Source organism: Aegicerativicinus sediminis, from assembly GCF_015476115.1.
In the GTDB taxonomy this organism is placed as follows: domain Bacteria; phylum Bacteroidota; class Bacteroidia; order Flavobacteriales; family Flavobacteriaceae; genus Aegicerativicinus; species Aegicerativicinus sediminis.
This window is the reverse complement of the sequence record NZ_CP064295.1, coordinates 2,004,388-2,017,327: the sequence shown is the minus strand read 5'-3', so window position 1 is coordinate 2,017,327 and position 12,940 is coordinate 2,004,388. Positions and strand designations below refer to the sequence as shown.

The window sequence follows — 12,940 nt, the reverse complement described above, 5'->3', positions numbered from 1 at the left end:
TTGGAAGCGCAAATTTAAGCTTTCTTATAGCAATCTAAAACCTTTACAGAAGGTTTCTAGCCTTCTTTTCCATTGGAAGCAAACAGTAGTATGTAAAAGCATGGGTTGGGGTATCCACCCCAAGTTTTCTACCCTCTTTCATTATATAACCATTAAAATCTTCCAATTCACTTGGCTTTCCTGCCATGATATCTCTTTGCACACTAGCTGTAGTATCTGGCTCAAGATTATCAATCACCCCCATTACCATTAAAAAATGTTCTTCGGAAAGGCCAATCCCCTTTGCTTGGGCAAGGGCAATTATTTCTTTTGAAGATTCTTCCAGGAGTTGTCGGGTATATGATTCTGATCGCAGAACACCCATAGTCATTCGGGTAAGTCCGCCCAATCCACTAACTGTGGCAATAAACAAGAATTTCTTCCAGATTTCTAAATGTATGTCTTTTGGAACAGTGGCCACAAAATTGGCCTTGGATAACCGCTGTTGAAGTTTTAAAATCCGATTTGTTTGCGAATTGTCAATTTCTCCAAAAACAATTTCTGGTTTAAAGTTTAAATGACGAATTATACCTGGGCTCTCAACCTTACTTACAATTTTACAAAAGCCGGCCAAAATGTTCTTGGCAGGAATTACTTCCGAAAGCTTGTCGACACTTCCCACCCCATTTTGTAATGGTAGCACTAAGGTATGTTTTTGCAAATACGGTTTAAATTGTTCCGCAACCGTTTGAAGCTGCCAAGATTTAATGGCCAGGATAATTAAATCCATATCTGGGATTTCCTTAAAATCTTTGACAACCTTTGGGTGAACGGTAAATTCTCCTTCAGAATGGATAATTTTTAGCCCATCTTGGAGTATAATTGAAAAATGAGGTTCTCGGACCACAAAAGTTACATTATGACCCGCCTCAGCAAGTCTTGCACCAAAATATCCGCCAACTCCACCAGCCCCTACTACAACAATTTTCATAGTCTTCAGTTATAATTCTCGAGTCTTTAAATTTACTTTTATATTTTTACGCAGCCAAGAAAACAGAATGAGCACATCTTTTGATAAATATCAAAAACGAAGATTAATTTCCTCCTATTTTTCAGTGGTTATAAGCATATCCTTAGTCCTATTTTTATTAGGGTGCTTAGGACTTTTGGTAATAAATGCCAAAAAAGTTGCAGACCACTTTAAAGAACAGGTTGTAGTAACCATTTACCTTAATGATACTGCTAAAGAAGTTGAAGTAAAGCAATTGGAAAAATCCTTGGCAATGGCAGATTATACCAAATCAACTACCTATGTACCCAAGGAAGATGCCGCTAAATTGATGCAAGAGGAAACTGGTGAAGATTTTATGGATTTCGTTGGCTATAATCCATTAATGAATTCCATAGATGTCTATTTAAAGGCCGATTATGTTACTAATGAAACTCTTCAATCTATTTCAGAGGACCTAGCTGATAAACAATTTATTGAAGAAATAAGGTACGACAATGATTTGGTGGAACTAATGAACGACAATGTAAAAAAGATTACATTTTGGGTTCTAATAATTAGTTCCCTGTTTACTTTAATAGCGGTGCTGCTTATTAACAGTTCAATCCGGTTAGCGGTATATTCTAAACGATTTATTATCAAAACCATGCAAATGGTAGGGGCAACAAAAAGTTTTATACGTCGACCCTTTATCTGGAAAAATGTACAGCTCGGGTTAATAGGGTCTGCTGTCGCTATGATTGGGATGGGAGCTGTTCTTTATTATGTAAACAAGAGCTTTCCGTCATTAGGATTTTTAGACCATCCAATTCTATTAGTCCTCGTTTTTGTTTTAGTAGCTGCTATTGGGGTTATTATAACAAGCATAAGCACCTTTATAGCCACACAAAGATTCCTTAACCTTAAAACCGATCATTTATACTATTAGGTTTTACCTTAAAAATTAATCCGAAATGGGAGAAAAGAAACGAAAAGAGCAGGCTAGATCAGAATTCATATTCGGACGTAAAAATTACAAGTTTATGTTTATAGGCTTGGCCTGCATCGCATTAGGTTTTATTTTAATGGCAGGCGGAGGCAGTGACGATCCAAATGTTTTCAATGAAGAGATCTTTAATTTCCGAAGAATTCGACTTGCGCCTGCACTCGTACTGATTGGTTTCGGCATACAGGTCTATGCCATTTTATTGAATCCGAATAAACAAAAGTAATCCAAGTAATTCACCCCTCATCTTATGGATGGCATCGATGCGGCCCTGTTGGGAATTGTTCAAGGTTTAACTGAATTTTTACCAGTTTCCTCAAGTGGCCATCTTGAAATCGGGAAAGCATTGTTAGGAGATAATAGTGTTCCCGAAGAAAGTCTTTTGTTTACTGTGGTGGTTCATTTCGCTACGGCTTTGAGCACCATTATTGTTTTTAGAAAGGATATACTTTTCCTGTTGAAAGGTCTTTTTAAATTTCGTTGGAACGAAGAATTTCATTTCGCATTGAAAATTATAGTATCAATGATACCGGCTGTGTTTGTGGGATTATTTTTTGAAAATGAAATTGAAGAATTATTTGGGGGAAATCTGCTATTGGTTGGCAGTATGTTATTGCTGACTGCATTACTTCTGCTTTTGGCGGATCGGGCCAAAAATACTGGTCGACCTGTTAGATTTTTAGATGCTTTTGTGATTGGTATATCTCAGGCAGTTGCAATTTTGCCTGGAATTTCTAGGTCAGGAGCAACTATTTCAACCTCAGTTCTTTTAGGAAATGACAAAGGTAAAGCCGCAAGATTTTCATTTTTGATGGTTGTACCTTTAATTTTCGGTAAAATCGCGAAAGATATTTTAAGTGGTGATTTATCGGGGGAAAGTACCGATATGGGCTTATTAGGCATTGGGTTTATAACAGCTTTTACCGCGGGTATTTTTGCCTGTACCTGGATGATAAAATTAGTTAAGCGGAGTAAACTTTCTTACTTTGCGCTCTACTGCACTATTATTGGACTTATAGCCATAGCCTACACCCTATCTACATAATGACTACTAAGGAAGATTTTCTAAATGGCCAATTAATTCTAATCGATAAACCTTTAGAATGGACTTCTTTTCAAGTTGTAAACAAGATGCGCTGGGCCATAAGAAAGCAATTTCAACTAAAGAAAATTAAGGTTGGACATGCCGGAACCTTAGATCCTCTAGCATCTGGATTACTACTTATCTGCACTGGCAAAATGACTAAATCTATTGAAAAATTTCAGGCTCAAGAGAAAGAATACACTGGCACCTTTACCTTAGGAAGCACCACACCCTCTTATGATTTAGAAACAGAGGTTGACCAAGAATATCCGACTGAACATGTTAATAGTAAACTACTAAATGAAACTGCACAATCTTTTATTGGCGAGATAGATCAAATTCCTCCAATATTTTCAGCCATAAAACAAGATGGAAAACGTGCCTACGCTGCAGCTAGGGCTGGAGAGGAAATAGAATTAAAATCCAGAAAAGTGACCATTACAGAATTCGAAATAACCAAATTTGAAGATCTAATGGTAGATTTTCGTGTTGTTTGCAGCAAAGGAACCTATATAAGATCTTTAGCACACGATTTTGGCAAAAAATTGAATAGTGGCGCCCATTTATCAAAACTTAGACGCACAAAAATTGGTAGCTATTCTGTTGAAAATGCACAAACCCTAAACTCCTTCTTACAAAGTTTGGGTTAATACCTTCGCAACGATTAAACACAAGTTTTTAAACCCGTATAAACATGATTATAAGCATGTTACATCATATTTCACTAAAATTTTACTCACACCAAGAATTAGCGTAATATTTTGATTATTAGTACTTTCCACATTACCAGAAAGGGACAATTGTTTTGCTATTATCGTTATTTAATCTATATTAGTTTTTCGTTCGTATATAAATAACCTACTTATAGAACTAAATTGTGATGTTTATTGAAAGACATAAAGCCCTAATAATTACAATTCTGATTACCGGAATTGTGGTGTTTGGTATGTTCAGTCTTCACATTACCAAACAAACCGAACTTATAGCCGAAAGTTATTACGAAATGGAACCTTTGACTCCTGAAGAAATAGAGGAGAAATTGGAAAAGGAAAAGGAACTTAGCGAAATTGATGACAGTAAGCCGACTACCAACCAAGCCTTTAATGAGGATAAGGAGTTTAAGGAAGTGATGAAGAATTTCCGAACTGTTACTGCTGGTGACCTTAACAAAAATGATGCTGACAATTCCCAACAAACTGAAAACGAAGAACCGGAGGAAATTTTAACTTCTAATTCTGATTATAATGCTTCCTCGGGATATGGTGTTAAATCAAATGAGAAAAGCACTTATAGTAAAGTCAAGGACTTACTTGCCATGCGTAATTCTGAAAATTGGAAAAAGCCAGAAAACACTAACGCTAATAGCACCCTTACCTATTCACTTAAGGGCCGGACAATGTTAGATTTCGACACTCCTCGGTATTTATGTGAAGAAAGCGGAATAATCATTGTAAACATTACAGTGAATAATACTGGAAAGGTTATAAATACTAGCATTAATGGTTCATCAACTTCAAAGAACCAATGCTTAATAGATAGTGCTACGGAATATGCAGAATCCGTGACCTTTGATACTGGCAAACAACCAGTACAGGTTGGGACTATAACCTTTAGGTTTAAGGGCAAAAATTAAGCTACAATTTCTTAGTAATTAGACGTACTTTTAGGTTTAAATCCTAAATGAATTTCAATGCAAAATCTTCATCGTTGTGGATGGTGCCTTGGAGACCCATTATATGAGGCCTACCATGATTTGGAATGGGGTGTGCCTGTGTATGATGATGCCACTTTATTTGAATTTTTAATATTAGAAACCTTTCAAGCAGGTCTCAGTTGGATTACCATTTTGCGAAAACGTGAAAACTTTCGAAAGGCATTCGACAACTTTGATTATAATTTAATTGCTTCCTATTCAGAAAATAAAATAGCTGAATTGTTGAATGACGCAGGAATAATAAGAAATAAACTTAAAATCAATGCTACCGTTACCAATGCCCAGGCTTTCATTAAAGTTCAGGAGGAATTCGGATCATTTTCTAATTATATATGGGATTTTGTTGAAGGAAATCCTATAAAAAATAAATTAGAACATTATAAAAACGCTCCCGCAACAACACCATTAAGTGATACAATTAGCAAGGATTTAAAGAAGCGAGGTTTCAAATTTGTTGGTAGTACAGTTATTTATGCACATATGCAGGCAACAGGAATGGTAAACGATCACGAAATAAATTGTTTTAGGTACCATGAAGTTTAGTTCAATAATCGATAAATCGAATGTAGTACTTAAACCATATAAAATTGGAATATGTACTCTATTACTTTTAGTTTCAGGCCTTTCACACGGACAAAACAAGGACATAAGCGCTGGGTTAGAATTGGACGTTTTACCATACATTTTTGAAGGATATATGGGAGCAGGTTGGATTGGATTTGACAGGTTTCGAATTAGAGGTCTTTTTGCCAAAGTAAATATGCCAGAATTTATGGTAGATGATGATTTTACTGATAAGCAAATAAAGTCTACAGCTATTATTCTAGATTATTTTTTCAACGAATTCCAATCTGGCTTTTGGATTGGCGCAGGAGGTGTTTACTGGAATGAACAAATTCAATCTAAAGAAAATCTTGAAAGAGCCAATTACAAAAGCTATCTTTTAAATGGTAGTTTTGGTTATGTATGGAATCTTTCCAAGAGAATCTATTTGTCTCCTTGGACTGGCCTTAGTTTAAGAATTGGAGGAGATAAAAATATCAATGTTGGGGGTTTTAATTATAAACCTCCTGTTTTCAATCCAGAGTTTTCCCTAAAGGTTGGATTCAGAATACTCTAATGAGATTTCAGGATTTTGCTAAATTCCTCCCTTGGTATTTCCACAGCGCCTAGGCTAGACAAATGTTCTGTAAAAACTTGACAATCTATTAATTTATAATTCTTACATTTTAATTTCTCGACAAACTTTATAAATCCATACTTAGATGCATTACTAACCTTTGAGAACATACTTTCACCGCAAAATACATGACCTAAATCCACTCCGTAAAGGCCTCCAACTAATTCTCCATCCTTCCACACCTCTACAGATTTGGCAATACCCAAACCAAATAGCCTTAAATAAGCTTTTTTCATTTCCACAGTAATCCAGGTAGATTCCTGACCTCTTCTTGGCATTGAGGCACATGCTTCAATAACCCTTTCAAATTGTTGGCAATAAGTAATTTTAAAAGTTTCGTTTCTCAATATTTTTTTCATGCTTTTGGAAACTTTCAAGTCTTTTGGAAACAAAACAAACCGCGGATCCGGAGACCACCATAGGATTGGCTGTCCCTCAGAATACCACGGAAATATTCCGGATTTATAAGCCAATAATAATCTTTCAGATGATAGATCACCACCAATTGCCAATAATCCATCGTTAGTGGCAAGTTCAATCCTAGGAAAAATTAAATCTTCTGAAAGGACAAACATTAAGTTATTGATTTTAAAACTTTAATAGTTCAGAAACCTTAAAAAGCAAAAATCCCAAAGTTTTTCTTTGGGATTTTTACATTCTTGCGATTCCATTAAAAAGGTAAATCGTCGTAATCTTCATCATTAATATCATCTGCAGGTTCAAATGCTTCCGCTGGAGGAATTGGAGGCATATCTGGAGATGATGACTCTGGTTGAAGGCTCTCAATTCTCCAACCTTGTATAGAATTAAAATACTTTATTTCTCCTTGAGGACTTTGCCACTCACGACCTCTTAAATTGATCGAGACCTTCACCGTCTGTCCTTCACTGTAATTATTCAGTAAATCTGTTTTATCTTGAACAAATTCCACCATTAAGGGTTGGGGGTATTGTTCCTCAGTAACTATAACTATTTCTCTTTTTCTAAACCCATTTGAACCAAATGTCTGGGTTTCTCCAATCTTTTTAATTCTTCCTTGTACTTCCATTTCCTATTTTAATCTTATTCTAATTTTAAACTTTACGACAACAATAATTTCCATGCACTTTCAACATCCCCATAACTCAGATAATTTCTGGCTATTTTATGTTTTTCACGCTGATTCATATTTTGGATATTTGGGTAACGCTCACTAACATGAATAATAAAATCTGTAACCTCTTTTTGTTCTGGCAATCGTTCAACATTTCCAAGCATTCCTAAATCGTTGCCAGTTAGAACCATACTATTCTTAACATATTCAGGCATTGCATCCACACCAATTCCCTTTGTTTTTAAAGGTTTCGGAATCTCAAAAAATCCTTTTTTTGCCCTACTGTAATAATTTCCTCCAGCTCGAGCTACTAGATCTAGTTTCTCTTGAATGATATGATTTTCATCATCAAGCACTTCCTTGCTAATATGAATTTTCAAAACTTCACATATCACTAAATTTCCAGCACCACCCTCTTCACCAAGCGAGATAACATCGTTTACCTTACACTCAAATTGAACTGGTGATTCAGCAACCCTAAAAGGTTTTACAACATCCGAGTTAAGTATGGTTAATCCAGATTTTTCAAACTCATTTACCCCTTTTCCATATTCTGTGCTAGATAATGAAGTTTGATGCACGATATCATAATTCACCACATTTATAACAACTTCCTTGGTAGCCAAAACATTTTCAAGCGTATGTTTTATAGTATTATCCCTTACCCTTCTCGAAGGAGAAAAAACCAAAATTGGCGGATTAGAACTGAAAATATTAAAAAAGCTAAAAGGTGATAAATTTGGCTTCCCCACCTCATCAACAGTACTTGCCAATGCTATCGGTCTTGGCGCCACTGCTGCCTGCAAATACATTTGCAATTTTGGCGTAGACAAGGTCTTCGGATCTAATGAAATCATTAAAAATCTTGATTTTGGCAAATGTAACCAATAAAGGCTGTTTTATAAAATGAATACGGTTGCTTGAGACACAATAATTATTAACAATATGCATTATATTTAGGAATCAAATTAATTAAATGGCCCTTACCAGAAATCGTAACGTGGTACGTTGGATCCTCATTGCGGCATCTTTTATTATCATTTCTCTAATTCTTTGGAACACCTATATCTTCTTTCAGAATTTTAAGGCAGAAGAACGAACCAAAATGGAAAACTGGTCAACAGCCCAAGAAAACCTAATGAGGTCAACCTCAGATGCAGAAATAGAATTGACTTCACGGATTTTGGAAAGCAACACCACAACCCCTATGATGTTGGTAAATCCTGATGGAGAAATTATAAGTTCCAACAATATAGATGAAGAAAAGTTGAAAGATACTGTTTTTGCACAAGACCTTATGGAGCAATTTGCTTCAGAAAACCATCCTATTGAAGTAAAGGTTAATGGACAGCTGTTTAATACGATCTATTATGGCAATTCACCTCTTTTAAACAAATTGAAATATTATCCCCTGGCATTACTGTTGATAATTTTTTTGTTTGCGGCCGTGGTATTTTTCTTTTATAGAAGTTCTAAAAATGCAGACCAAAATAAACTTTGGACAGGTATGGCTAAAGAAACTGCTCACCAAATTGGCACCCCGTTGTCTTCATTGGTGGGTTGGACTGAAATTTTACGGAGCGAAAATGTGAATCCTGATTATATCATTGAAATTGAAAAAGACATCAACAGATTGCAAACAATAACGGAGCGATTCAGTAAAATTGGTTCTATTCCGAATATGGAATTTGCTGATATTATTCAAGAAACCAAAGAATCATTTGATTATTTGAAGGCAAGATCTTCAGATTTGGTCCATTTCAATTTCATGGCCCCAGACAAATCCATAATGGTTAAGTTAAACAGACAATTATACAGCTGGACTATTGAAAACTTGGTTAAAAATGCCATTGATGCCATGAAAGGAAAGGGCAACTTGGAGATTAAAATAGTCGAGGCTGACAAATTTGTGAAAATAAATATTACGGACTCCGGTAAAGGTATACCAAAACACCAATACAATAAGATCTTTGAACCCGGTTACACTAGTAAAAAACGCGGTTGGGGCCTTGGTTTATCCTTGGCCAAGAGAATTATTGAGGATTACCACAACGGAAAAATAAAGGTCCTTCATTCAGAATTGAATAAAGGAACTACAATGCAAATTCAATTGCGACTATCCTAACCTTTGTAAGCCTCAGAGATTGCATTTGCCAATTCCCTGAATTCCGAATCCGATAGTTTATCTTTTGAAGTAAATCTGGCGTCCTCCATTGTTCTTAATGGGATAAGATGAACATGTACATGAGGAACCTCAAGACCTATAACCGACATTCCAATCCGTTGGCATGGCACTACTTTTTCAATAGCCTTTGCAACATTTCTTGAAAATTTCATAAGGCCTAAATAAGTTTCCTCATCCAAATCAAAAATCTTGTTTTCTTCCTCTTTTGGGATACAAAGGGTATGACCTTTCGCGTTCGGATTAATATCTAAAAAGGCTAAATAATCATCCGTCTCAGCCACTTTATAAGCAGGAAGTTCGCCATTAATTATTTTAGTGAATATGGTTGCCATTTTATCGGGAGATTTCTAAAATATCAAACTTAATAACGCCATTAGGCACGGTAATATCTGCAACTTCTCCAACTTTCTTTCCTAACAAACCTTTTCCAATTGGTGAATTAACAGAAATCTTACCTTTGGCCAAATCTGCTTCACCATCGGCAACAAGGGTATAGTTCATCACTTGACCGCTAACTTGGTTCTTTATTTTCACCTTTGAAAGCACTAGAACTTTTGAAGTATCCAGTTGAGACTCATCAATTACACGTGCATTTGCCAGAGTCTCTTCCATTTTAGAAATTTTCATTTCCAACAAACCCTGTGCTTCCTTTGCAGCATCGTATTCGGCATTCTCACTCAAATCTCCTTTATCTCTGGCATCTGCAATAGCTTGTGACGCCTTAGGACGCTCAACATCCTTTAAATAATTAAGCTCGTCCCTTAATTTTTTTAACCCCTCTGCTGTGTAATAAGAAATGTTACTCATAATCGTCATTTTTAAGTTGAAATCTGCATTATCACCACTCCTTTTTCAATCTTTAGGCAAAGTATACAACGCAAAAAATCTCGCTTTCACGAGATTGGTCTACAAATATACGAATTATTATTCGCAGTTTATATTTTGTTGTAAATTGTGCCAAACGAAACTGTTTATGGCCCGCTACCTTTTTTCCGTTTTTGTCTTATTTATGTTTATTTCCTGTAGCAGTGATGACAATAGAAATGAATGCCGTTATCTACTAAATGTTGGCGTTAATTATACTATTAATATGAATTTACCCGAGTATAGTCAATTACAATTTACAAGCAATTCTGTTTATGTTCCCAACCAAGGAAATTTAGGTTTTTATGTAATCAATGTTGGAAGTGGCTATCGAGCCTTTGATGCAGCAGATCCCAACCATACAATTAACGGGTCTTGTTCTTTTTTGCAAAGAGAGGGTGTGGAGGTCACTTGCCAATGTGAGGACGAAAATACATACTACCTATTTACAGGACAGGCCAAAGACAAACCCCTTCCATGTGGATTAAAAGAATACCGGGTGTCTCAACCGAACGCTACAACTTTGGTGATTACAAATTAAAATCTCAAGGTCAACCCAACTAAAAAATTTCTTTCCGCTTGTGGATAATAGCCAGCACCTTCAACTGTAGTGATTACTCCTGGAACTGAAAAATCGTCATCGTACGTATAATAATAACCATTGGAAATATATCTTTCATCCAAAATATTATTTACCAATGCGGTCAGAACTATTTCTTTAAAAATAGATTTTGGCCTGATGGTATAATTCACATTAAGATCATTTACAAAATAGGCATCCAACTTTGAAAAATCTGAATCGGTATTGCCCATGTATTGTTCCCCAACATATTTACTTAATAGTGCAATTTGAAGATTTTCAATGGGACTGTATTCCAAAGCATTGCCAAACACCACATTTGGGGAATACGAAATGGAAGTTCTGCCAAGATTCACCAATTCACCATCTAACGATGCAATAAACTCCTTGTTTTTGTTTGAACTGATTGCAATGTTAGGTTTTAAATTTAGGCCTTTGGTTATATTCCAAGCGGCTTCTATCTCTAAACCTAAACGGTAACTTTCACCACTGTTGTCTCTAATTGGGTTTCCTACATCATCCAACATTCCTGTAAGCACCAACTGTTCATTGTAATGCATATAATACAGATTTGAATGCAGCCTGAACCTTTCAGAATCGTAGCGCCAACCTAACTCAAAATCATTGAGTTGCTCTGGTTTCACATTTGGGTTGTTTTGGAAATCATCGCGATTGGGTTCACGATTCGCGCGGGCATACGAAAGGTACAGGCTGTTCTGGTCATTCATTTTGTAGGTCAGTCCAGCCTTCGGATTAAAGAAGGTGTATTGTTTGTCCGTTATAAACGGTTCTCTGTCTGAATTTTGTCCACTTGTGGTATAATCCACAAAGCGAACCTGCAGATCGCCATAAAATTGCCATTGACCATTTAAACTGTAGGTTGCTTTGCCGAAGATGTTGGTATCGGTTTTCTCTCCGTAACCATCATAATAATGATCTCCTTCTTCCAAAGTTGGCGCATATCTGGCCCAAATGATTTCACCAAAATGGTCTCCCTTGTATAAACTGTATGAACCACCACCAACTACTTGTAGGTTTTCATCTTTATAATTAATTGCACCATTAAAAACGTAGAAATCATTGTCGAGCCAGCGACGCCTTATATAATCTGTAGAATTTATTTCTTGCCCGTCAACGATTATAGGATCTAATCCCAAAAAATCATAGGTAGAATCTCCTGAAAAATATATGTTTTGATATAAATAGTCATCGACGTATTCTTCAAAATAACCTCGTCCGTAAGTATAGTTTAAAGCAAAATTTGTTGACCATTTCTGGTTGTAACGGTGATTCCAATGCAATTGGTAGTGATCTTGGCCATAGTTGTCGACTTGCTTGTCGTAATAGCCTTTAAAATTACCTTCATCATCGAACATTATGCCTGCAATATTGAATCTTCGGTTTTCATCTAAATTCGGATTAAACCCTGCATATTCTGTAGAAACAGGATCAAATCCATACCAAGACTGATATGTTTCTTCTTTACCGGCAAACGTAATCGCTTTTATCAATGTATTATCATCAACATAAGACGCTTGAAGGAAATACGATTTTAGATCAGACGAAGCTCTATCGATATACCCATCAGATTTTATTTGGGAAAGTCTACCGGACACTTCAAAATGACGATCAATAAGACCAGTGCTCATTTTAACCGTATGTTTTCGAGTATTAAAACTTCCAACTGAATTATTGATTTCTGCATAAGGTTCGTTGGCAACAGCATCCGTCAACACATTGATACTTGCGCCAAAAGCACCAGAGCCATTTGTGGAGGTTCCAACACCTCTTTGTAATTGTATATTTTGAACGGATGACGCAATATCGCCCAAGTTGACCCAAAAAGTCCCCATAGACTCGGCATCGTTATAGGGGATTCCATTAATCGTAACATTAGTAGATTGCGCATTGATGCCACGAACACGAATTCCCGTATACCCTATTCCTGCTCCTGCATCTGAAGTAGTTACAACAGCCGGTAAAAAATTAAGCAACTGAGGCACATCTTGCCCCAAATTTCTCTTAGCAATTTCTACCTTGGATAAATTGGAATGGGTAATCGGGGCATTGGATTTAACTCTGACAGCAGTTACCAATACCTCCTCTAATACTTCAGTTTTTGTCGTGTCTTGATCTTTTGGCTGTTGACTATACATCTGGTACGATAAACCAAACGTCAGCACAACAACACCAAGAACATTGAATAAATTTTTCATTGCGATTAAAAATTTTTAATCGAATAAAAAGAGGTAATTATTCTTTAGTTG

General features: G+C 36.1%; 16 protein-coding genes. 9 read left to right on the top strand and 7 right to left on the bottom strand.

The genetic code is table 11. From position 1 onward, the window contains the following. Positions 1-43 precede the first annotated feature (43 nt). The gene (locus ISU00_RS08680) at positions 44-970 is read right to left on the bottom strand and encodes a ketopantoate reductase family protein (RefSeq protein ID WP_228853669.1); all 927 of its coding nucleotides are present in this window, start codon (positions 968-970) and stop codon (positions 44-46) included. Between the two features lie 67 nt (positions 971-1,037). On the opposite strand from ISU00_RS08680, the gene ISU00_RS08675 reads away from it, so the two are divergent. From ISU00_RS08675 to ISU00_RS08645, 7 genes are all read left to right on the top strand, one after another. Then, a complete protein-coding gene (locus ISU00_RS08675; protein WP_228853668.1) occupies positions 1,038-1,916 on the top strand; it encodes a cell division protein FtsX in 879 nt (292 codons plus the stop codon). A 25-nt stretch (positions 1,917-1,941) separates the two neighbouring features. Further along, the gene (locus ISU00_RS08670; protein ID WP_228853667.1) at positions 1,942-2,199 is read left to right on the top strand and encodes a DUF3098 domain-containing protein; all 258 of its coding nucleotides are present in this window, start codon (positions 1,942-1,944) and stop codon (positions 2,197-2,199) included. Positions 2,200-2,223: 24 nt separating this feature from the next. Beyond that, on the top strand, positions 2,224-3,018 hold the full coding sequence (locus ISU00_RS08665; RefSeq protein ID WP_228853666.1) for an undecaprenyl-diphosphate phosphatase: 795 nt from the start codon (positions 2,224-2,226) through the stop codon (positions 3,016-3,018). Then, positions 3,018-3,707, top strand: a complete 690-nt coding sequence (truB, locus tag ISU00_RS08660) for a tRNA pseudouridine(55) synthase TruB (RefSeq protein ID WP_228853665.1) — start codon at positions 3,018-3,020, stop codon at positions 3,705-3,707. The genes ISU00_RS08665 and truB overlap by 1 nt, the downstream gene beginning before the upstream one ends. A gap of 230 nt (positions 3,708-3,937) precedes the next feature. Then, complete coding sequence (locus tag ISU00_RS08655; protein ID WP_228853664.1) at positions 3,938-4,690, top strand: energy transducer TonB; 753 nt, start codon at positions 3,938-3,940, stop codon at positions 4,688-4,690. 57 nt (positions 4,691-4,747) lie between these two features. After that, entirely contained in the window at positions 4,748-5,314 is a 567-nt protein-coding gene (locus ISU00_RS08650) for a DNA-3-methyladenine glycosylase I (RefSeq protein ID WP_228853663.1), read from the top strand. After that, positions 5,304-5,891 carry a hypothetical protein gene (locus tag ISU00_RS08645; RefSeq protein WP_228853662.1) on the top strand — a complete coding sequence of 196 codons (588 nt, stop codon included), beginning with the start codon at positions 5,304-5,306 and terminating at the stop codon, positions 5,889-5,891. The genes ISU00_RS08650 and ISU00_RS08645 overlap by 11 nt, the downstream gene beginning before the upstream one ends. Here the strand turns inward: ISU00_RS08645 and aat are convergent. The 3 genes from aat to ISU00_RS08630 all read right to left on the bottom strand — a co-directional run bounded on the left by aat (position 5,888) and on the right by ISU00_RS08630 (position 7,901). Continuing rightward, the gene (aat, locus tag ISU00_RS08640; protein WP_228853661.1) at positions 5,888-6,526 is read right to left on the bottom strand and encodes a leucyl/phenylalanyl-tRNA--protein transferase; all 639 of its coding nucleotides are present in this window, start codon (positions 6,524-6,526) and stop codon (positions 5,888-5,890) included. The two genes, ISU00_RS08645 and aat, sit on opposite strands and share 4 nt — an antisense overlap. A gap of 95 nt (positions 6,527-6,621) precedes the next feature. After that, a complete protein-coding gene (locus ISU00_RS08635; RefSeq protein ID WP_228853660.1) occupies positions 6,622-6,999 on the bottom strand; it encodes a DUF3127 domain-containing protein in 378 nt (125 codons plus the stop codon). A gap of 32 nt (positions 7,000-7,031) precedes the next feature. Beyond that, complete coding sequence (locus tag ISU00_RS08630) at positions 7,032-7,901, bottom strand: flavin reductase family protein (RefSeq protein ID WP_228853659.1); 870 nt, start codon at positions 7,899-7,901, stop codon at positions 7,032-7,034. A gap of 119 nt (positions 7,902-8,020) precedes the next feature. On the opposite strand from ISU00_RS08630, the gene ISU00_RS08625 reads away from it, so the two are divergent. Beyond that, positions 8,021-9,169, top strand: coding sequence for a sensor histidine kinase (locus ISU00_RS08625; RefSeq protein WP_228853658.1), 1,149 nt, complete (start codon positions 8,021-8,023; stop codon positions 9,167-9,169). On the opposite strand, the gene ISU00_RS08620 is transcribed toward ISU00_RS08625, so the two are convergent. Together ISU00_RS08620 and greA are read right to left on the bottom strand one after the other, a co-directional pair. Next, a complete protein-coding gene (locus tag ISU00_RS08620) occupies positions 9,166-9,561 on the bottom strand; it encodes an HIT family protein (protein WP_228853657.1) in 396 nt (131 codons plus the stop codon). The two genes, ISU00_RS08625 and ISU00_RS08620, sit on opposite strands and share 4 nt — an antisense overlap. Position 9,562: 1 nt before the next feature. Next, a complete protein-coding gene (greA, locus tag ISU00_RS08615) occupies positions 9,563-10,036 on the bottom strand; it encodes a transcription elongation factor GreA (protein WP_228853656.1) in 474 nt (157 codons plus the stop codon). A 166-nt stretch (positions 10,037-10,202) separates the two neighbouring features. Here greA and ISU00_RS08610 point away from each other — a divergent pair, with 166 nt between their 5' ends. Then, positions 10,203-10,634: a Rieske (2Fe-2S) protein gene (locus tag ISU00_RS08610; protein ID WP_228853655.1), complete on the top strand. Its 432-nt coding sequence runs from the start codon at positions 10,203-10,205 to the stop codon at positions 10,632-10,634. Here the strand turns inward: ISU00_RS08610 and ISU00_RS08605 are convergent. Continuing rightward, positions 10,631-12,889, bottom strand: a complete 2,259-nt coding sequence (locus tag ISU00_RS08605; protein WP_228853654.1) for a TonB-dependent receptor — start codon at positions 12,887-12,889, stop codon at positions 10,631-10,633. The two genes, ISU00_RS08610 and ISU00_RS08605, sit on opposite strands and share 4 nt — an antisense overlap. Between the last annotated feature and the right edge of the window lie 51 nt (positions 12,890-12,940).

Excerpts from the sequence above, each read along its gene's own strand:
- ISU00_RS08680 (WP_228853669.1), bottom strand. The coding sequence starts at position 970 with ATGAAAATTGTTGTAGTAGGGGCTGGTGGAGTTGGCGGATATTTTGGT.
- ISU00_RS08605 (WP_228853654.1), bottom strand. The coding sequence starts at position 12,889 with ATGAAAAATTTATTCAATGTTCTTGGTGTTGTTGTGCTGACGTTTGGT.
- ISU00_RS08635 (WP_228853660.1), bottom strand. The coding sequence starts at position 6,999 with ATGGAAGTACAAGGAAGAATTAAAAAGATTGGAGAAACCCAGACATTT.
- aat (WP_228853661.1), bottom strand. The coding sequence starts at position 6,526 with ATGTTTGTCCTTTCAGAAGATTTAATTTTTCCTAGGATTGAACTTGCC.
- ISU00_RS08665 (WP_228853666.1), top strand. The coding sequence starts at position 2,224 with ATGGATGGCATCGATGCGGCCCTGTTGGGAATTGTTCAAGGTTTAACT.
- truB (WP_228853665.1), top strand. The coding sequence starts at position 3,018 with ATGACTACTAAGGAAGATTTTCTAAATGGCCAATTAATTCTAATCGAT.
- ISU00_RS08610 (WP_228853655.1), top strand. The coding sequence starts at position 10,203 with ATGGCCCGCTACCTTTTTTCCGTTTTTGTCTTATTTATGTTTATTTCC.
- ISU00_RS08630 (WP_228853659.1), bottom strand. The coding sequence starts at position 7,901 with ATGATTTCATTAGATCCGAAGACCTTGTCTACGCCAAAATTGCAAATG.
- ISU00_RS08625 (WP_228853658.1), top strand. The coding sequence starts at position 8,021 with ATGGCCCTTACCAGAAATCGTAACGTGGTACGTTGGATCCTCATTGCG.
- ISU00_RS08620 (WP_228853657.1), bottom strand. The coding sequence starts at position 9,561 with ATGGCAACCATATTCACTAAAATAATTAATGGCGAACTTCCTGCTTAT.
- ISU00_RS08650 (WP_228853663.1), top strand. The coding sequence starts at position 4,748 with ATGCAAAATCTTCATCGTTGTGGATGGTGCCTTGGAGACCCATTATAT.
- ISU00_RS08655 (WP_228853664.1), top strand. The coding sequence starts at position 3,938 with ATGTTTATTGAAAGACATAAAGCCCTAATAATTACAATTCTGATTACC.
- ISU00_RS08675 (WP_228853668.1), top strand. The coding sequence starts at position 1,038 with ATGAGCACATCTTTTGATAAATATCAAAAACGAAGATTAATTTCCTCC.
- greA (WP_228853656.1), bottom strand. The coding sequence starts at position 10,036 with ATGAGTAACATTTCTTATTACACAGCAGAGGGGTTAAAAAAATTAAGG.
- ISU00_RS08670 (WP_228853667.1), top strand. The coding sequence starts at position 1,942 with ATGGGAGAAAAGAAACGAAAAGAGCAGGCTAGATCAGAATTCATATTC.
- ISU00_RS08645 (WP_228853662.1), top strand. The coding sequence starts at position 5,304 with ATGAAGTTTAGTTCAATAATCGATAAATCGAATGTAGTACTTAAACCA.